This window comes from Arthrobacter sp. 05N429 (assembly GCF_056397045.1).
In genome coordinates, this window is record NZ_JBFTMQ010000004.1 from 17,143 (window position 1) to 34,351 (window position 17,209).

The following is a 17,209-nucleotide window of genomic DNA, read 5'->3' on the forward strand; positions in this document are numbered from 1 at the left end:
GACTCTTTTCTGTTCAGCGCCTTCTGCGCGCCGCCGGTCAGCGTCCAGTAAGCATACTGACAGATTCCGCCGATCAGTCGTCGCGCTTGTCCCGCTCGCTGAACTCCTCGTCCAGGTCAAAGTGCCTGAACTCGGTCTCCGGGTGCGGTTCGCCCTCCGCCACGTACTCGTAGTCGAGCTGGCGCTGGACCTGACTATCGAGGACCTGCAGTTCCGTGTCTTCCACCTTGCTGAGGTCCTCGGGGAACTCGTCCTCGGGCGTGAGGTGGAGCTTCTCGTTCATGGCATGCCTCTCCGGGCCGGACATTGGACTCGAAGAAAATGCGGTGTCCCGGCCGCCTTCAGGATAACGGCGCCCCGGAAGGAGGGGAATACGGCTGGCGAGGCGGGAGCCGGTCGCCGGAAGCCCGCCAGACGTGTGTCCAGCGCCGTCAAGGCCCGTTGAGGCCCATACCTCCGCCGGCGCCAGGGACGCGATGCCGCGACGCCCGGCGGAGGACCAGGACGGACAGGCTGCGCGGGACGGCCTTAGGCCTGGCCCGGCTCCGGTCCGACGTTGACCAGCCAGTCGGTGCCGAACTTGTCCGTGCACATGCCGAAGATGTCTCCCCATGGCGCCTTCTCCATCGGCACCGTAACGCTCCCGCCGTCGGCGAGCTTGTCGAAGTAGCCGCGCAGCTCGGCCTCGTCGGAACCGCTGAGGGACACGGAGATGCTGCTGCCGGCCGTGTAGTCCATTCCGTTGGGAGTGTCCGCTCCCATCAGCACCATGCCTTTGTCGGTGGTCAGCATGGCGTGCATGATCTTGTCCTGCTCGGCGGGGTCTTCGCTGGCGTGGTATTCGCCGAAGGTGCTGATGTTCAGTTCACCGCCGAACACGGAGTGGTAATAGGTCATGGCTTCTTTAGCGTTGTCGCGGAAGCTCAAGTACGGGTTAAGCGTGGTCATATCCGGGACTCCTTGCAGCTGGGGCGCCGGCCAAGGTGCCATGTTGCGGCCGCGGCCGGCGCACTTTTACATGGCACATCCTGCCCCAAATCAAACGATTAGGATAGGCGCCGCCGCCGTTTCCCGGCCCCGTGCACGGTCCCGTTGCGTGGCACTGCCCCTCAGGCCGTCTGTCCGGCGTGCTCGCCCTCTGCGATCTCTTCCAGCAGCTTGTCGTTGAACGCGGGGAGATCGTGCGGGTTCCGGCTGGTCACCAGACCCTGGTCCACCACCACCTCCTGGTCACTCCAGTTGGCTCCGGCGTTCTTCAGGTCGGTCTGGAGGGTGTGGTAGGACGTGACATTCCGGCCGGTGATGACGCCGGCGTCGATCAGCAGCCAAGGGCCATGGCAGATCGAGGCCACCGGCTTGTGCTGCTCGAAGAAGGCACGGGTGAAGGCCTGGGCGTCCTTGTCGGCGCGGAGGTGGTCCGCATTGACGACGCCGCCGGGGATCACCAGCGCATGGAAGTCGGCGGCGTTGGCTTCGGCGACGGTGAGGTCGACGTCGAACTTCTGCCCCTTTTCGGTGCCGTCGAAGCCCTGAAGCTTGCCGCTCCTGGGCGCCACCAGGGTGGGCTCGCCGCCGGCTTCCTTCACGGCGTTCCAGGGGCTGGTCAGTTCCACCTGCTCCACGCCGTCCGTGAGCAGGAAGGCGACTTTCTTACCGGCAATATTGTGCTGTGACATGGTTCCTCCTCGGGTGCCCGGGGGAGGTCAACACCGCCGTTAAACGGCCGGGGCCCTCCACTCGGAGAGTTTGATGCCTTACGGAGTCAACTCTAGGAAGCCATGAAATAATAAGCAAGCTGATTATTTCATTGGCCCCTTCCCGGTTAATCGTCCTCTGGCCAGCGCATCACGGCCTCGCTAGTCTGGCGGGAGGACTGCTACCCGAAAAAGAAGGCCGTCATGGACGAACAACACATCCTGGAACGAATCTCAGCGCTGGTGGAAGAGGAGCAGACGCTCCGCGAAAAGGCGCCGTCCTCCTCGCCGGACTATGAACACAGTCCGGAGCACGCCCGGTTGAAGCGGATCGAAGAGGATCTGGACCAGTGCTGGGACCTCCTGCGGCAACGCCGGGCCAAGCTGCAGTACGGCGAAAACCCTGATGATGCGGAGCCCCGCCCCGTCGAGCAGGTGGAAAACTACGAGTCCTGAGCTCCCGGCCGGTGCGCCATGTTGATTGCACTGTTGGGCGACGTCATGCTGGGCCGGCTGGTCAATGAGCGGCTGCGACGGGCCGGCGCCGATTACCCGTGGGGCGATGCGGACGCGGTGCTGCGCACGGCAGACCTCACGATCGCCAATCTTGAATGCGTCCTGGCCGCGGGCGGTGAGCCGGAAGCCGGGAAGGTGTTCCATTTCCGTTCCGACCCGAAGAATGTGGCCAGCCTCCGCGCCGCGGGGATCGGGATGGTGTCATTGGCCAACAACCACGTGCTGGACTACGGGGCGGGGGCCTTCCGGGAAATGCTGCCGGCACTCGACGCGGCCGGCATCCTGCATGCCGGTGCCGGGCTGGACCGTGACGCCGCCCGCAGGCCGGCAGTGCGCCGCGTGTCAGGGGCCGCCGTCGGGCTCATTGCCTTCACGGACAACCAGCCGGACTGGGAAGCGGGCAGCGGGCCCGGAGTCTTCTACGTGCCAGCGGTGGGCAGCGACCGCAGGGTGACGGAGCTGCTGGAACTGGTCCGGCGGACGAAGGCCCGCGTGGAACTCCTGATCGTTTCCGCGCACTGGGGGCCGAACTGGGGCTCCGGCGCACCACCGGAACACCGCGAGCTCGCACGGGCACTGATCGACGCGGGGGCCGACGTCGTCTACGGACACTCGCCGCACATCTTTCGCGGCGTCGAGCTGTTCCGGAACCGGCCCATCATCTACAGCGCCGGGGACTTCGTGGACGACTACGCGGTGGACCCGGTGGAGCGCAACGACCAGTCGTTCATCTTCCTGCTCTCAGCGGACGGGGGTGCACCCCGGACGCTGAGGCTGTATCCGACGCTGATCACGGATTTCCAGGCCCGGCTGGCGGGCAGGAGTTCCCGGCAGATCGCGGAACGGATGCAGCGGCTAAGCCGGCATCTCGGGACCGCGAGCAGCTGGGACGCCGCGGGCGGGTTCCTGGAGATTCCGTTCGCTGCCGAGGGCTGAAATGCCACTTCGAACCGGCTGGACGGTCCCGATTTCCAGGTTCACGGCCGGCATGATCTCGGTGGCCAGCAGCTCGATGGACCGCGCGGTCTCGGCAAACGGCAGGCCGCCAAGGCCGATCTGGGCCATGTAACGGCTGGTGCCGAGCGTGTCATGAATTTCCAGCAGTTTCTCGATGACCTGCTGCGGGCTGCCCACCAGGAGGCCGCCGCCGGGTTCGGCCCAGTCATCGAAGGTGGAGCGCGGAAAATGCTCCACCGGGCGCGGCATGTTCTGCTCAAAATAGGCCCGGTAGTAAGGGTAGAAAGTGTCCCTCGCCTGCTGCGAGGTGGGCGCCACGTAGAAGTGGCCGCCGGCCCCCACCTGCAGGGAGCCGGCGTCGTGGCCGGCGTCGGCGGCCGACTGGCGGTAGAGCTCCACCAGCCGGCGGAACCGGGCGGGTCCGGACAGCAGGGCAACGAACAGGGGAAGACCCAGCCGTCCCGCCCGGACGAAACTGGCGGGAGTTCCGCCGACGCCGACCCACACCGGAAGCCTGCCCTGGACCGGGCGCGGAGCGATGTCCATCCCGGGAATGCTCTGGGTCAGCGTCCCCTGCCAGGTCACGGCGGCGTTGTCCCGCAATTCCAGGAGCAGCTGCAGCTTCTCCTCGAAGAGGGCGTCGTAGTCTTCCAATTCGTGGCCGAACAGCGGGTAGGACTCGATGAAGGCGCCCCGGCCGGCGATGATCTCCGCGCGCCCGTCGGAGATCAGGTCCAGGGTGGCGAACTGCTCGAAGAGCCTCACCGGGTCTTGGGTGGAGAGCACCGTGACGGCTGTGCTGAGCCGCAGCGTCGTGGTTTCCCTGGCGATGGCTGCCAGGACGATCTCGGGGGCTGACAGGGCAAAGTCGCGCCGGTGATGCTCGCCGAGGCCCAGAAACCCCAAGCCCGCCTGGTCCGACAGTTTGGCGAGCTCAATGATCTCCTTCAGGCGCTGCTGCGGGGACAGCCCTTTGCCGGTGTGGAGGTTGCGGGAGAGCTCGCCGAAGGTGAAGATACCGAAGTCCATATTTTATTGAACATTCAACTTTGGCATTTTGTTCCGGCGGCGAGAGCCGGCAGCCACGACGACGACGGCGGTGCGCCCCGCCGTCGTCGGCGTACCAGTCCGGAACGTGAGACAAGGATCTAACGGGGTTGTAACCCGCAGTTAACGTGGTGGTGTGAAACTGGATCACGGACCCAGATCGAGACTGACAACTCCCTGCACGGCAACCCACCAAGGAGCAGCAGACATGACCAGTCCAGAGCACGATCCTCACAGCGGTCCAAAGATCCACGAGCAAAGCCAGCTCCGGCCCGACCTGAGCAGCCTGCATGTCCGCGAGGACGTCGCGGTTACCGGCCTGTGCGGCAACGTTCATCTCCCGACGGGCCGGACCTGCGACCTGCGCGAGCGGCACGAGGGATCCTGCCACTTCGTGGGTCCCGAGGACGCGGAAAACCTGGCGGCGCGCTAGGCAGCAGTACCACGCCGCAGCCGGATCTGGCTGCCGGGCAAGGACCGCGCGTACGCTCGCGGTGTGGACATCGTGGAATTCCTGTCCGAACGCATCAGCGAGGACGAGGCCGTGGCGCGGACCCTCCTTGGCGACCGGACCGTCTCGAAATCCGGAGCCTGGTACGAACAGCGGCTGCTGCTCGAATGCGAGGCCAAGCGGCGACAGATCCGCATCGTGGAATCCGCCCGTCAGGCGGCCCTCGCAGCGATGGTCAGCGACACGGACCCGGACGCGGGCTGGATCCCGGAGTCGCTTGAGTGGATGGAACAGTCGCTGAATGCCCTTGCCCTCCCCTACTACGACCACCCGGACTTCGATCAGGACTGGTTACGCACGTAGGTGTACTGACGCCACACAGCTGGGGCTGCCGGCCGCCCAAGAATTTCCAAAGGTCCGTGTGCAATATCCAATCGCTGCCCTAAGCTAAGAGCGGGGGGGCGCTCATTAGCGAAGACGCTTAGTGGAGGCCATTATGTTCAGCTACGTCCGCCGTCCGGGATCAGCACGACTACCAGCGCCCACAGCAGCGGAGCCACACCAGGATCCCGGAAGCGCCGCTCCCCCGCCCAAAGCCACGCAACGGTTCCGGCGGATCGTCGGCGGTCTCGCAGCACTGGCCCTGGCCGTGGCCGGGGGGCTCGTTGCGGCCCTCCCCTCGACCGGTGCCGAGCTGGAACAAAAATACATTGTGGTGCTGAAGGACGGCCTGGCTGATGCCGGCACCGCCGCCGCGGCCCAGCAGGGCAGCTATGGCCTTACTGTTTCCACGGTCTATCGTGATGCCGTGAGCGGGTACGCCGCCACGATGACGCCCTCCGTCGCGGCACGCCTCGCTGCAGATCCAAGCGTTGATTTCATCACAGTGGCCCGGGAGTTCGAGACGCCCAAGGACGCGAAGCCGAGCACGCAGGTGGCGCCACTCTGGTGGCTGAGGATCGGCGGCACTCTCCCTGACGACCAGCAACAGTGGGGCCAGGGCTCCGTCGATGTCAACGTGGCTGTGATCGACAGTGGCATCGACGCCAGCCACCCGGACCTCAATGTGCGCGGCGGCATTGACTGCTCGACCGGCTCGCCGGTCAAGGTCACCTCCACTGATGACGTCGGGCACGGGACATTGGTGGCCGGGGTGATCGGCGCAAAGGACAACAATCTGGGCGTGATCGGTACGGCGCCCGGAACCCCGCTGTGGTCTGTGCGCGTTGTTGACGACGCCGGTGTGATCACGGAGGAAATGCTCATCTGTGCCATCGACTGGGTGACAGCGACGCGCAAGGACGGGAATCCGGACAACGACATCGAGGTGGCCAACATCAGCATCGGCGGATCGGGCACCGAAACCCCCAACTGCGGCAAGGGAACGGATCCGATGCACTACGCCATCTGCCGCTCCGTCAAGGCGGGAGTCGCCTACGCCGTTGCGGCTGGAAACTCCGGCCAAGACATCGCCGGTTTTGTCCCGGCCACCTACGACGAAGTGCTGACCGCCACGGCGATCGCGGACTTCGACGGCAAGCCTGATGCCCTCGCGGCGCCGATCTGCGGGCCCGACGACTGGTCGAAACGAGGCCAGTTGGATGACCATCCTGCGTTCTTCTCTAACTACGCCAGCGAATCCGAGGACCGGGAACACACCGTCGCCGCCCCCGGAGTCTGCATGACCTCGACGGTGCCGGGCGGGTATGGGGTGGCCCACGGGACCAGTTTCGCGAGCCCCGCCGTCGCCGGTTCGCTGGCTCTGTGCATCAGCGAGGGAGCATGTGAGGGCTCGGGCAAGGAAGTGATGTCCCAGTTCCAGGAGCTGACAGCCGACTACAACAAGAACCACCGGGACTTCGGCTTCGAGGGCGATCCCCTCCATCCGATCAAGGGGAAGTACTACGGTTACCTGGCCCAGATCGCCAAATACTGACGAACGGGACTGACGCGGGCCCCAGACGGGCGGCGTGAGCGGATGAAGGCAGCAGCGGGCTAGGAGCCTGGCCGGATCCGCCGCCACCATCGGCGGCGGATTTCCGGTTCCTGCAACGCTTCCTGCTCGACGGCGACGGCGAGCGCCGCGCGGCGTTCCCGCCAGCGCCGGAGTTCGGCCTCGACGTCGCGGGTCTTGGTGACAACTGGCGGTCCGCCCTGCAGTTGCCGCCGGGCGTCGACAACCCGTGCATTGAAGTCGTCCAGGAGCTCGCGGATCTGGTTCTCGGAGTGCAGCTCGTCGATCCGGGCGTCAAGCCCGGCATCTTCGGTGCGTAGCAGGATCGCAGGGGGACCCATTCCGGTGATGCTTTCGCGCTGGAGCAGTCCCTTGACCCACCAGTCAGGGTCGTAGTTCTCCCCCAGGCCGGGGATGGGTTTGCCGGCGTACTTCAAGTGATCGAACTTTCCCTGCGCCATGGCATCGCGGATCAGATATTCGGCCCGGGCGGCGTCGTCGAACTTTGCACGCAGTTCCCGTTCCTTCGCGTCGGCGGCGGCCAGCTCTTCCTCTTCCTGGACCGTCATTCCGCTGATCCGGAGCGCGCGGAGTTCGGCCGCGCGCTCCACGCGGCGCCGGAACGCCCCGCCCGATTCGCCGCTCATCGTTCCCTCCCCTTTTCGGCCGCAACAGCACCCTCCCAGTATGCGAACCAAACTCCAGGCAGCCAAGGGAGTGCCCCCGCGGGGCCGGATGACGCCGTCGCCGAGCCCCGGCGTTCAAGAGGGTCAGAGCGTCGGCAGGACCTGCTCGCGGACCTGTTTGCGGAGGATTTTGCCGAGCATCGAGCGGGGCATGTCCGGGATGGCGACGATCCGCTTGGGGACCTTATAGCCGGCCAGGTGCTCGCGGCAGTGCTCGCGGAGGGCGTCCTCATCCAGCGTGCTGCCCGGTTCGGGTTCGACGGCGGCGATCACCATCTCGCCGCCCCGTTCGAGTGGTTTTCCGACGACGGCTGCGTCCTTGACGTCCTTGTGCAGCCGCAGCACCGTTTCCACCTCCGTGGGCGAGACGTTGAAGCCCCCGGTGATGATGAGTTCCTTGGCCCGGTCCACGATGGTGGTGAATCCGTCACCGTCCACGGTCACCACGTCGCCGGTCCGCAGCCAGCCGTCGGCGGTCAGGGTCTTGGCACTTTCCTCCGGGTTGTTCCAGTAGCCCTGGAATACCTGCGGGCCCTTCAGCAGCAGCTCACCCGGCTGGCCCGGCGGGACCTCCACGGCGGGATCGTCGACGTCGACGACCTTCATGAGGGTCGACGGGAACGGCACTCCGATGGTGCCGTTGCGGCGGGTGGGGTGGAAGGGGTTTCCCAGCGCGACCGGCGAGGACTCGGTCATTCCGTAGCCCTCCACGAGCAGCCCGCCGGAGACCGACTCCCACAGTTCCACCACATGGTCCGGCAGGTTCATGGCGCCGGAGATGCAGTATTTGCAGGACCGGAGCGAGATGCCTTTTTCTTTGGCGGCCATGGCGGTGCGCTCGTAGATCGGCGGGACCGCGCAGTAGACCGTGGCGGGCGATTTCTTCATGGCATCGAGCACCAGGTCCGGATCGAACTTGGGGAAGAGAACCAGAAGGCCCTGCTTGCGGATCCCGTAGGTGAGGTAGAGCGTCATGCCGAAGGCATGGAACATCGGCAGGATCGCGTAGAAGATTTCCTTGCGGTACTCGGCGCCCTGCATCCAGGCCTCGCCCTGCAGGGCGTTGGAGTACAGGTTGAAGTGGGTGAGCATGGCGCCCTTGGGACGGCCGGTGGTTCCCGAGGTGTACTGGATCGCGGCGAGGTCATCCACCGAGGGGCGGGGGTGTTCCGGGTCGATCCGGCCATGGCCCAGGAGAGCCTTCCACGGGGTCGTTCCCGGGGCGGGACCGGTCAGCGCTTCGCGGGACGCCCGCAGTTTCTTGACCGGCAGGCGCAGGGCAAGGCGCTTGACGGCAGGGAACGCCTCGAGGAGGTTGACCGAGACAACATGGTCGATCTCGACGTCGGACGGGAAGTCCCGTACGGCCGACGCAGCCTTGTCCCAGGCGATGACAACGCGGGCCTGATGGTCCTCGAACTGGTGGCGGAGTTCCCGGGACGTGTACAGCGGGTTGTGTTCGACGACAACGGCGCCGAGGCGCAGTACCGCGTAGAAGGCGACGACGTGCTGCGGGCAGTTCGGCAGGATCAGGGCTACCCGGTCGCCGGCACGGACTCCCAGTCGGCGCAGGCCCTCGGCCGCCCGTTCGACCTGTTCGCCGAGTTCGGCATAGCTGGTGCGGCGGCCGAAGAACTCCAGTGCGGGGGCCATGCCGGCCTCGGCCACGGAACGCTCCAGCATGTCCACAAGCGACTCGGTGGGGAGTTCAATCCGGGCCGGGACGCCCGGCTGATAGTTCTTCACCCAAGGCTGCTGGTCGGTGTTCTCCATGGTCACATCTTGCCGTGAACCTTCTTCCCACAGCGAATTTCCGGCTCCTCCGCCAGAGAATGCGCTTGGATCACGTGGCTTCTCTCCAGGGAGGCCCGCTAACGGGTACAGGAGTTGAGCTGGACAGCAACGATCCGGAGCCGTGGGCGACCCGGCGTCCGTAGAGATATCCTGCGGCCGTGGTTGCCAGAACGGACACGCAGGCGCCTGCCCGGCGCAAACCGTCGGGGTCGGCACCACGGCCCCAGGCCGCCAGTGCGGAAAAGACTGCCCGCGGCAGGACGCTGCGCACATAGCGCCGCTCGGGACCCAGTGCCCGTTTGTGTCCCACGATGTGGCTGACCTGGGCTTTGGACAAACCCTCCGACCATGAACGCTCCAGCATGTACCGGAACGTCCCCCGCTGGACCGGAACATGGTGGTGCACCAGCGCTGCCGGTTCGTACACAATGCGGGAGCCCGGGGAGCCAACAGCCGCCCGGATGCAGATTTCGGTTTCTTCGCATCCCAGCGGTTTCGTGCCCTGGCGTCCAAGGGAGAGGTTGAAGCCGCCAACCTGCTGGAGCACTTGGAGCCGGAAGGACATGTTGGCGCCGATGACATTTCGCACTTCAGAGGCCACCTTGGGCATGCCGCGGTGGCTGCAGCCGACGATCCAGTCCAGTTCAGTGCCGAAGTGGCCGGGCCGGCCGCCTTCCCACGCCGGCTCGACCTTCCCGCCGACCGCCAGGACGTCGGTGTCGTCGTAGAGCGCCGTCAGCTTTTCGAGCCAGTCCGGGGCTGCCACTGCGTCGTCGTCCAAGAACGCCACGATCTCCGAAGTGGCCAGGCCAACGCCTGTGTTCCGCGCCCCGGAAAGCCCCTGGAGCCCGGTGCTCTCCACGAGGGTGACGTCCTGAACGGCAGCCACCAGCCGCTTGTACAGGTCCTCGTTGTGGTCCACCACTACGATCACCTGCTTCGGCTGAAGCGTCTGGGCGTGGACTGAGTCAATGACGTCCATCAGTAGTTCCCAGCGCTGCTCCGTGTAGGAACAGATGACGACGGAAGCCGTGGGCCGGAAATTGAAGTCGAGCACGTTAAGCTCCTTCCGCCACGGTGAGCACGCTGTGCGGATCCGTGGGTGTGCGGGCAAACCGGACGTTCGGGTAGGTGTACTTCACCCGTCGGAGGGCTTCGGGCCTTGCCCCCGCGGTTGGCGCTTCCCACGAGGTGCATTCCCGCGCCAGGGTGCGGAGGACCCGCCATCCGTCGCGGAAAGTCTGCAGGTTCGAAACGCCGGAGATGCGGTCAAGTTCGAAGCTCGGCACTTCCGCGATGCGGAGGCCTGCGCGGGCGGCCCTGACAATCAGCTCCGTCTCGATCTCAAAGCCGTCCGACTCCAGCTCGAGGACCTCCAGGCACTCCCGGCGAAGCGCAATGTAGCCGTAGCAAAGGTCCGAGTAGTTGCTTCTCAGAACCGTGTTCGCCAACCCCGTCAGGACCCGGTTCCCGGTGTTCCGAAGCCAAGTGAGGTCCTCCGACCCGCCTCCGGTTACGTAGCGCGAGCCCTTGACGAAGTCGTAGTCATGCTGGAGTGGAGAAACGAACCAGCCGATTTCCTGCGGATCCATGCTCCCGTCCGCGTCGAGCATCACGATGATGTCTCCCGACGCCGCTGCGAAGCCGGCGCGGACGGCGATGCCCTTACCTTTGCGGGGTTCCGCCACCACAACGACGTCGACCCGCAGTGCGCGTGCGACGTCAATGGTGTGGTCATGGGAGCGACCGTCCACAATGACCACTTCATCCACATATGAAGGCATGCGCCGCAGAACCCAGGGCAAATTCATTTCTTCGTTAAGAGTCGGAATAACCACACTCACCGAAGCCCTGGGCGAGGCGGCAATTTGCTCGGCCGGCGAATTAGGGACCATATTTGGAATAGACAAAAGCCTCACCACCTTATGAAGTTTCCGGACCTCGATGGTCTGGCCATCTGCGAATGAGAACCTAGCGGACGAATTCAAAGACATCCGTCGAAATATCAGCAACCCCAAACCCCACTTGCCACTGACTGTGGCCTTGCCTAGAGCCTAAAGTTCACCCAAAGTTGTGTCACGAGTGGCTAGTACTTGGTTGTTGGTTCCACTCGATGCGCGACCCGCATACCTCTACTTGGGTCTCCGTGGCGGCCTACTCGGGTACTACGACTCGCTCTTCAGCGGTGTACTCGGTCAGCAAAAGGGGAGCCGATATTCGTTGAGTTTCAGCGCTTTTGACCTGCTACTGGAACCGTACGTCGCTCGGCTGGCGACGTCGAGAGCCAGTGCACCTCAGCCAAAGCAGAGCTGCCGGGAGGCCGCGCGCAAAGGGTAAAACGGGATTCCGGGTGCAGTGCCGCTGACACTTGGGGGGCATATCGCGGATTCCATAACAGCTCCTTCTCCGCCAGGAAAAGACAGGAAAAATACTCAAATATGGAAAGTGGATCTTTTCGCTTCCGCAAAGAGAGGTGCGCATTGCCCCAGTCGAAAAGCTTCCGCAAAACGCCACGGAAACGGAAATCAGATGCATGAAAGAAACGGCGGTCCAGATGAAACATGCAATCCGCCGGCACAGCCAGAGCCACGTAATGGCATTAGCGGCACAGCCACCTGGACGTTCAATGTCGCGGAGGCCGCAGCCGTCTGGCAGACCGCACTGAAGCCGGCCAGCTGGCCAGCACCCGGTTGGGTGCGTCGGAAAACGGGAGCGGACGACGGCGGGGAGTTCCCGCCGTCGTCCGCTCCCGTCGTTCTTGGATGCCGTTAGACCGCCGACCAACCGCCGTCGGAGGCGAGGATTGCGCCGTTGACGTTGGTGCCGTCGTCGCTGAGCAGGAAGGTGATGGAGGCGGCGAGCTGCGCCGCCGTGGCGGGGGCGGGGATGTTCGCACCCATCAGCGGGCCGAGCCGTTCGGCGGCCAGCTGGGAACCCCAGGTGGCCTCGATGTTGGTGATGGTGGCGCCCGGTGCCACGGCATTGAAACGCAGACCCTTCGGCCCGTACATCACCGAGGAGTTTCGGGTCAGGCCGACGACGGCGTGCTTGGACGCGGTGTACGCGGCCCCCGCGGCGGAACCGCGCAGCCCTGCTTCGGAGGCGACGTTGACCACCGAGCCGGAGCCGGCCTCGAGCATGAGCGGCACCACGGCGCGGGTCAGGCGCATGAGGGCGGTGACGTTGATCCGGAAGACCCGGTCCCAGGTGTCGTCGTCGACTTCGTGGATCGGGGCGAAGTGGTCCATGATTCCCGCGACGTTCGCCAGGGCGTCCACCCGCCCGCCAGCGGCGGCGACGACGGCGACGACGGCTTGTTCGGTGGAAATGTCACCGGCCACGGGGACCAGGTCCAGGCCGCCGTTTCCGGCCACCAGTGCGTCCAGCCGCTCGGAGCTGATGTCGGCCGCGATGACCTTGCCGCCCTCCTTGGCAACGCGCAGGGCCGTGGCCAGGCCGATGCCCGAACCGGCGCCCGTGACGATGGCCGTTTTGCCGGCGAAGCGGCCCGCGGTGATGGTTTCCTGCCATGATGCGTCGCTGCCCATGATGTCCTTCCGAACGTTTCGAAATGCTGTCGCTTTCCAGCTTATGACACGCTGTGTCATTATGAAAGGGTGAATACTGGTGGAATGCCCGCGCAAGACTCCAGACCAGCCAGCACGCGTTCCTCCGGGCGTCCGGCGACCATCGACCCGGATGCCATCGCCGGCCTCGCACTGCGGCTCTTCGCCGAGAACGGCTACGAACAGACCTCGATGGAGGACATCGCGCGCGAGGCGGGGATTGGGCGCAAGAGCCTGTACCGGTATTTCTCCAGCAAAGCCGACCTCATCTGGGGCGGCATGGAACCTGCTGTCCGGGCCTCCGGGCTGGTCCTGGAGGAGGCGCGTGTCCGGCGCTCGGCCGACGGCGACATCATGGCAGGATTGCGGGCCGCCGCGATCGCCGGAGTGGCGGTAATTCCCGACCTTGCGGTGTCGCGGGGGCGCCTGCGCCTGATCGCGCATCATCCCGAACTGGCCAGACGGAGCTACGGTTCCTTGGCGCCCCAGCGCGACCGGGCCCGGCAGTACCTTCTGGACCACGGGATTCCCGAGGACGCCGCAGGCTACCTGTGTGCGGCGTATCTGGCCGCGACTTTTGAGGCGTGGATGCAGTGGGCTGCGGGCACGGACCCCGACCCGGTGCCCTATTTGCTGGCTGCCGTGGATGTGCTGCGGGTTCCGGCGGTCTGACCCGGGGGTGGGTCGACGGCGGGAGGTCACACCGTCGCGGTTTGACGGACACGCCCTCTACTGCGCACAGTGAGTCAGTGCTTGCGAACGTTGAAGACATGATCCCGCCTCCGGTGCTGACGGGCGTTCGCCCGCGGGGGCGGCAGGCGGCGGCGCTGGTCGGCTTTCTGGCGGTGTCCTGGGTCGTGTCGATGCTGGGCTCCCTGCCGATCCGGATGCACGGAGGCGGCTGGTACGCCGCGGCTGAGAAGGCCCCGTGGACACCGCCGGGGTGGATCTTCGGCGCAGTGTGGCTGATGCTCTATGCGGCCATGGCCGTCGCGGTTTGGTTTGTCTGGCGGCAGCAGCGCTTATCCCGCCGGGCGTCGCTTAAGACCTATGGCGCCCTGCTGCTGCTGAACCTGGCGTGGCCGCTGATGTTCTTCGGCCTGTACCCGATGATGGGGACGGCGGCCCTGTGGCTGGCGCTGCTCGTGCTCGGCGCCCATGCCGTGGCTGCGACTTTTGCCGTCCTCCACTTCGGTCCGATCAGCAGGACGGCCGGGCTGCTGATGCTGCCCTACCTGTCGTGGCTGGTGTTCTCGGCGAGCCTGAACCTGTATGCGGCCGTCAGCAACTGACTATTAGGGAGCGGTGCGGAGATGTGCGGAATTATTCCGCGGGGTGGCATCCTGAGAGCATCATGACCGCACACGAAGAGGCACACGACATGTCCCCCACCGGCCGCGAGGCGCCGGGCGGCCCGGCTCCTGCCGCGGACAGCACCGGGGCGGGGGCGGCCGGGGAGGACCCTGGCACGGACCGGAGCCGGCACAGGTTCTCGGCCTGGGCCCTGGGCGGCGGGACCGACCCGGACCCCCGGTTCACCCTTGCCAACGAGCGCACATTCCTGGCCTGGATCCGGACCTCACTGGCGCTCGTTGCCGGCGGCATCGCCGTCGAGGCCTTCACCTCGGAGCTGTTTGACCCGCAACTGCGGAAGTCCGTCGCCGTGCTGTTGCTCCTGCTGGGGCTGGTGACCGGCGGCGGCTCGTTCTTCCGCTGGCTCAACGTGGAGCGGGCCATGCGGCTCCAGGCTCCGCTGCCGGCTCCCCTGCTCGCCCCGGTCCTGGCAATCGGAGGGGCGATCGTCGCGGCCGTACTGATCGTTTTCGTGGTCGGGCGGGCCTAGCCGTGGCTAAAGCCAGGCCGGCGGCGGTGCATAACGACCCCGGGCTCCAGCCCGAGCGTACGGACCTCGCGTGGCGGCGGACCTCTTTCACGCTGATCACGGCGGCCTGCATATTCCTGCGCTGGATGCCGCACCACGGCTGGTTCGCGGGCACGCTGGTGGCGGGTTCGCTGCTGGTCGCCCTCGGCATAGCCCTGACGCAGCGACGCCGCTACCACCACCATGCCAGCGGCATCGGAGGAGCGGTGATGAGGGCAAATGTCAGAGGGACGGCGGCCATCGCGGGCAGCGTTGTGGTCCTCGCCGGCCTGGGAATCTACACCGTGCTGTACCTGCCGCTGCAGCCTTAGGGCATCGGCTGCTCCACAACGGCCGTTTTGAGGGCTCAAAAGGGCGGGTGTGGAGCAGCCGATGGTGGGGTGCTAGGCGGTGGTGACCTTGAGCAGCAATGCGTGCTCCGGGTTGAGGACGGGCATCGGCAGACCCACCTCGGCCAGGAAGCGTCCGCTCGCCGTGGCCCCGGACTCGAGCCAGGCCGGGGGCTGGACCTGCGTGAACGTGCGGGCGTAGTCGGCGTCGCCCGGAACCGGGAAGACCGCTTCCACCCGGTAGTCCGCGTCGGCGGCGAGGCCGGGGACGGCAATCCGGCCGGGCTGCTCAGCGGGTGAGGTGCCGGTGCTCACCAGGGTGAACAGCGCCGCCGTCGAACCCGGGACCGCGGGACCGCCGGCGGAAGCGGCCGGGCCGGCCACCACGCCGTGCAGCATCAGAGAGTCATCCGCCAGGTCGGCGCGGACCATCCGGCCCGAGTGGATCAGGCCGCGGTGCTCCTTGTAGATTCCGATGAACCGCTTGAGCTCCTCCCGCTGCACGCCCTCGACCTGGCGGACGTCCCATTCCATCCCGAAGTGCCCGAACAGGGCGGTGATGGCGCGGAAGGACAGATCGTGCGTGCGGGCGGTGGTGTGCGAGGTGGTGGGGCCGACGTGCCCGCCCACCAGCTCCGGCGGGACCACCAGACCGGTCCAGCGCTGGATGGTCTGCCGTTCCAGGGCGTCGTTGCAGTCCGAGGCCCAGATCCGGTCCGTCCGCTCCAGGATGCCCAGGTCCACCCGGGCGCCGCCGGAGGAGCAGCTTTCGATCTCCACGCCGGGGTGCGCGGCTTTCAGCGCGTCGAAGAGCCGGTAGGCGGCGAGGGTCTGTTCGTGCACCGAGGCGCGGCCGGCGTGGCCGTGCTCCAGCAGGTCCCGGTTCTGGTCCCACTTGAGGTAGCTGATGTTGTTCTCCCGCAGCAGAGCATCCACGCGGTCATAGATGTACTGCCAGGCGTCCGGGTTGACGAGATCAATGATGTGCTGGTGGCGCCATTCCAGCGGCAGCCGTCCGCCGTCCTTGTAGCTCTGTACCGAGGGCCCGACAATCCACTCCGGGTGCGCCCGGACGACGTCGGAGTCCAGGTTGACCATCTCCGGCTCCACCCACAACCCGAATTCCATCCCGCGGGACGTGACAGCGTCGATCAGCGGGGTGAGGCCGGACGGCCAGAGGGCCTCGTCCACGTACCAGTCGCCGAGGCCGGCGTGGTCGTCGCGGCGGCCGCGGAACCAGCCGTCGTCGAGCACGAACCGCTCGACGCCGAGCTCCGCGGCGGAGTCCGCGAGTTCGATCAGGGTGGTGAGGTTGTGGTCGAAGTACACGGCCTCCCAGGTGTTCAGCACCACCGGACGGGGCTTCCCGGCGCCGGCGCGGTGTCCGTCCGCAGCCGCGGAGGGCAGCACGTGGTGCGGCCGGTTCCGGAACCAGGCGTAGAAGGATTCGCTGATGCCGTCCAGGCCGCGGTCCGAGTAGGCGGCGAACAGCGCGGGCGTCGTGTAGCTGCCGCCGGGGGCCAGGATCACCTCGGCCGGGCCCAGAAGTTCGGAGCCGCCGATCATGGTCCTGCCGTCCGCGGCGCTGTCCGCGAACTGTTCGTGGTTGCCGCTCCAGGCCAGGTGGGTGGCCCAGACCTTGCCGTGGCGGTTGCCGAAGCCGGCGGTTCCGGCGGCGAAGAGGAGCGAAGAGTCGTGGCCGGTGCGGCCGTGCCTGCCGGTGCGCACCCATGTGCCCTGCTCGATGGCGCGGCGCTGCGGGTGGCGTTCCCGGCACCAGCGGCCAGTCAGGTCCAGGAGTTCGACGGCGTCCGGCGCGACCGGGAGCACCGTGGCCAGTTCGTCGAGCTGGTACGGCGAGGTCCCGGTGTTGGTGACGGTGTGGCGCAGTTCCAGCAGGCCGCCGTCGTGCAGGGTGAGGGCGGACGACACACGGATCCCGGCGTCGGCGTCGGCCTGGACAATCACCGCGGCGTTCCCGACGGCGCCGGCGGTCACCTCAGCGACGCGGAGCCGGACGGAGAAGTCGTAGCCGGGCACGCCGCCGGCGATCCGGTGGCCGCGCAGGGCCGGGCGGCCGCGCCAGCTGGAGGAGGCCTGCGGGAGGAGCCCGGCGGGGACGGCGTCGTCGACAGCGGAGTGCGGGACGGGGGCTCCGAGGATGGCCAGATCGGGCAGGGAGTCGCCCAGATCGGCACCCCAATGGATGACCTCGGCCTCTCCGCTGTCGAAGCTGATCACCAGGCTGGTGCTGGCGGAGCGGAGGTACAGGGGTTCCATGGCGGGTCTCTTTCGGTGGTTCGGGGGCGTCCGGGACGCTGGGTATGCGCGGG

General features: G+C 66.5%; 19 protein-coding genes. 9 read left to right on the top strand and 10 right to left on the bottom strand.

What is annotated here, in order from left to right; all coding sequences use genetic code 11:
- Nucleotides 1-73 precede the first annotated feature (73 nt).
- The 3 genes from AC1DF4_RS08955 to AC1DF4_RS08965 form a co-directional block, all read right to left on the bottom strand.
- Nucleotides 74-283, bottom strand: coding sequence for a hypothetical protein (locus AC1DF4_RS08955; RefSeq protein ID WP_476912554.1), 210 nt, complete (start codon nt 281-283; stop codon nt 74-76).
- 245 nt (nt 284-528) lie between these two features.
- A complete protein-coding gene (locus AC1DF4_RS08960) occupies nt 529-948 on the bottom strand; it encodes a VOC family protein (protein ID WP_476912555.1) in 420 nt (139 codons plus the stop codon).
- Between the two features lie 161 nt (nt 949-1,109).
- Complete coding sequence (locus AC1DF4_RS08965; protein ID WP_476912556.1) at nt 1,110-1,676, bottom strand: type 1 glutamine amidotransferase domain-containing protein; 567 nt, start codon at nt 1,674-1,676, stop codon at nt 1,110-1,112.
- A 222-nt stretch (nt 1,677-1,898) separates the two neighbouring features.
- On the opposite strand from AC1DF4_RS08965, the gene AC1DF4_RS08970 reads away from it, so the two are divergent.
- A complete protein-coding gene (locus AC1DF4_RS08970; RefSeq protein WP_346924684.1) occupies nt 1,899-2,150 on the top strand; it encodes a DUF2630 family protein in 252 nt (83 codons plus the stop codon).
- Between the two features lie 18 nt (nt 2,151-2,168).
- Nucleotides 2,169-3,146, top strand: a complete 978-nt coding sequence (locus tag AC1DF4_RS08975; RefSeq protein WP_476912557.1) for a CapA family protein — start codon at nt 2,169-2,171, stop codon at nt 3,144-3,146.
- On the opposite strand, the gene AC1DF4_RS08980 is transcribed toward AC1DF4_RS08975, so the two are convergent.
- Complete coding sequence (locus AC1DF4_RS08980; protein ID WP_476912558.1) at nt 3,066-4,196, bottom strand: LLM class flavin-dependent oxidoreductase; 1,131 nt, start codon at nt 4,194-4,196, stop codon at nt 3,066-3,068. The genes AC1DF4_RS08975 and AC1DF4_RS08980 overlap by 81 nt on opposite strands.
- Before the next feature lie 226 nt (nt 4,197-4,422).
- Between AC1DF4_RS08980 and AC1DF4_RS08985 the strand changes: the two genes are divergently transcribed.
- From AC1DF4_RS08985 to AC1DF4_RS08995, 3 genes are all read left to right on the top strand, one after another.
- On the top strand, nt 4,423-4,647 hold the full coding sequence (locus tag AC1DF4_RS08985; protein ID WP_476912559.1) for a hypothetical protein: 225 nt from the start codon (nt 4,423-4,425) through the stop codon (nt 4,645-4,647).
- 63 nt (nt 4,648-4,710) lie between these two features.
- Complete coding sequence (locus tag AC1DF4_RS08990; protein ID WP_476912560.1) at nt 4,711-5,028, top strand: DUF6221 family protein; 318 nt, start codon at nt 4,711-4,713, stop codon at nt 5,026-5,028.
- 133 nt (nt 5,029-5,161) lie between these two features.
- Nucleotides 5,162-6,601 (top strand): S8 family peptidase, encoded by a 1,440-nt coding sequence (locus AC1DF4_RS08995; protein WP_476912561.1) that lies wholly within the window; start codon nt 5,162-5,164, stop codon nt 6,599-6,601.
- 59 nt (nt 6,602-6,660) lie between these two features.
- Here the strand turns inward: AC1DF4_RS08995 and AC1DF4_RS09000 are convergent, their stop codons facing one another.
- The 5 genes from AC1DF4_RS09000 to AC1DF4_RS09020 form a co-directional block, all read right to left on the bottom strand.
- Nucleotides 6,661-7,266 (bottom strand): DnaJ family domain-containing protein, encoded by a 606-nt coding sequence (locus tag AC1DF4_RS09000; RefSeq protein ID WP_476912562.1) that lies wholly within the window; start codon nt 7,264-7,266, stop codon nt 6,661-6,663.
- 123 nt (nt 7,267-7,389) lie between these two features.
- Entirely contained in the window at nt 7,390-9,078 is a 1,689-nt protein-coding gene (locus AC1DF4_RS09005) for a long-chain-fatty-acid--CoA ligase (RefSeq protein WP_476912563.1), read from the bottom strand.
- 70 nt (nt 9,079-9,148) lie between these two features.
- Nucleotides 9,149-10,156 carry a glycosyltransferase family 2 protein gene (locus AC1DF4_RS09010; protein ID WP_476912564.1) on the bottom strand — a complete coding sequence of 336 codons (1,008 nt, stop codon included), beginning with the start codon at nt 10,154-10,156 and terminating at the stop codon, nt 9,149-9,151.
- A 1-nt stretch (nt 10,157) separates the two neighbouring features.
- Nucleotides 10,158-10,994: a glycosyltransferase family 2 protein gene (locus AC1DF4_RS09015; RefSeq protein ID WP_441405960.1), complete on the bottom strand. Its 837-nt coding sequence runs from the start codon at nt 10,992-10,994 to the stop codon at nt 10,158-10,160.
- Between the two features lie 873 nt (nt 10,995-11,867).
- Complete coding sequence (locus AC1DF4_RS09020; RefSeq protein WP_476912565.1) at nt 11,868-12,647, bottom strand: SDR family NAD(P)-dependent oxidoreductase; 780 nt, start codon at nt 12,645-12,647, stop codon at nt 11,868-11,870.
- An 84-nt stretch (nt 12,648-12,731) separates the two neighbouring features.
- Between AC1DF4_RS09020 and AC1DF4_RS09025 the strand changes: the two genes are divergently transcribed.
- The 4 genes from AC1DF4_RS09025 to AC1DF4_RS09040 all read left to right on the top strand — a co-directional run bounded on the left by AC1DF4_RS09025 (nt 12,732) and on the right by AC1DF4_RS09040 (nt 14,858).
- Nucleotides 12,732-13,337, top strand: coding sequence for a TetR/AcrR family transcriptional regulator (locus AC1DF4_RS09025; protein WP_476912566.1), 606 nt, complete (start codon nt 12,732-12,734; stop codon nt 13,335-13,337).
- A gap of 77 nt (nt 13,338-13,414) precedes the next feature.
- Nucleotides 13,415-13,957, top strand: coding sequence for a TspO/MBR family protein (locus tag AC1DF4_RS09030; protein ID WP_476912567.1), 543 nt, complete (start codon nt 13,415-13,417; stop codon nt 13,955-13,957).
- Nucleotides 13,958-14,019: 62 nt separating this feature from the next.
- On the top strand, nt 14,020-14,508 hold the full coding sequence (locus AC1DF4_RS09035; protein ID WP_476912568.1) for a YidH family protein: 489 nt from the start codon (nt 14,020-14,022) through the stop codon (nt 14,506-14,508).
- A 26-nt stretch (nt 14,509-14,534) separates the two neighbouring features.
- Nucleotides 14,535-14,858, top strand: coding sequence for a DUF202 domain-containing protein (locus AC1DF4_RS09040; protein ID WP_476912569.1), 324 nt, complete (start codon nt 14,535-14,537; stop codon nt 14,856-14,858).
- 72 nt (nt 14,859-14,930) lie between these two features.
- Here the strand turns inward: AC1DF4_RS09040 and AC1DF4_RS09045 are convergent, their stop codons facing one another.
- Nucleotides 14,931-17,156, bottom strand: coding sequence for an alpha-galactosidase (locus AC1DF4_RS09045; RefSeq protein ID WP_476912570.1), 2,226 nt, complete (start codon nt 17,154-17,156; stop codon nt 14,931-14,933).
- Nucleotides 17,157-17,209: the final 53 nt, after the last annotated feature.

Bases quoted from the DNA above. Each gene is read 5' to 3' on its own strand.
- AC1DF4_RS08995 (WP_476912561.1), top strand. From the start codon at position 5,162: ATGTTCAGCTACGTCCGCCGTCCGGGATCAGCACGACTACCAGCGCCC.
- AC1DF4_RS09020 (WP_476912565.1), bottom strand. From the start codon at position 12,647: ATGGGCAGCGACGCATCATGGCAGGAAACCATCACCGCGGGCCGCTTC.
- AC1DF4_RS08955 (WP_476912554.1), bottom strand. From the start codon at position 283: ATGAACGAGAAGCTCCACCTCACGCCCGAGGACGAGTTCCCCGAGGAC.
- AC1DF4_RS08965 (WP_476912556.1), bottom strand. From the start codon at position 1,676: ATGTCACAGCACAATATTGCCGGTAAGAAAGTCGCCTTCCTGCTCACG.
- AC1DF4_RS08960 (WP_476912555.1), bottom strand. From the start codon at position 948: ATGACCACGCTTAACCCGTACTTGAGCTTCCGCGACAACGCTAAAGAA.
- AC1DF4_RS09025 (WP_476912566.1), top strand. From the start codon at position 12,732: ATGCCCGCGCAAGACTCCAGACCAGCCAGCACGCGTTCCTCCGGGCGT.
- AC1DF4_RS09000 (WP_476912562.1), bottom strand. From the start codon at position 7,266: ATGAGCGGCGAATCGGGCGGGGCGTTCCGGCGCCGCGTGGAGCGCGCG.
- AC1DF4_RS08975 (WP_476912557.1), top strand. From the start codon at position 2,169: ATGTTGATTGCACTGTTGGGCGACGTCATGCTGGGCCGGCTGGTCAAT.
- AC1DF4_RS09015 (WP_441405960.1), bottom strand. From the start codon at position 10,994: ATGGTCCCTAATTCGCCGGCCGAGCAAATTGCCGCCTCGCCCAGGGCT.
- AC1DF4_RS09005 (WP_476912563.1), bottom strand. From the start codon at position 9,078: ATGGAGAACACCGACCAGCAGCCTTGGGTGAAGAACTATCAGCCGGGC.
- AC1DF4_RS08980 (WP_476912558.1), bottom strand. From the start codon at position 4,196: ATGGACTTCGGTATCTTCACCTTCGGCGAGCTCTCCCGCAACCTCCAC.
- AC1DF4_RS09045 (WP_476912570.1), bottom strand. From the start codon at position 17,156: ATGGAACCCCTGTACCTCCGCTCCGCCAGCACCAGCCTGGTGATCAGC.
- AC1DF4_RS09035 (WP_476912568.1), top strand. From the start codon at position 14,020: ATGACCGCACACGAAGAGGCACACGACATGTCCCCCACCGGCCGCGAG.
- AC1DF4_RS08985 (WP_476912559.1), top strand. From the start codon at position 4,423: ATGACCAGTCCAGAGCACGATCCTCACAGCGGTCCAAAGATCCACGAG.
- AC1DF4_RS08970 (WP_346924684.1), top strand. From the start codon at position 1,899: ATGGACGAACAACACATCCTGGAACGAATCTCAGCGCTGGTGGAAGAG.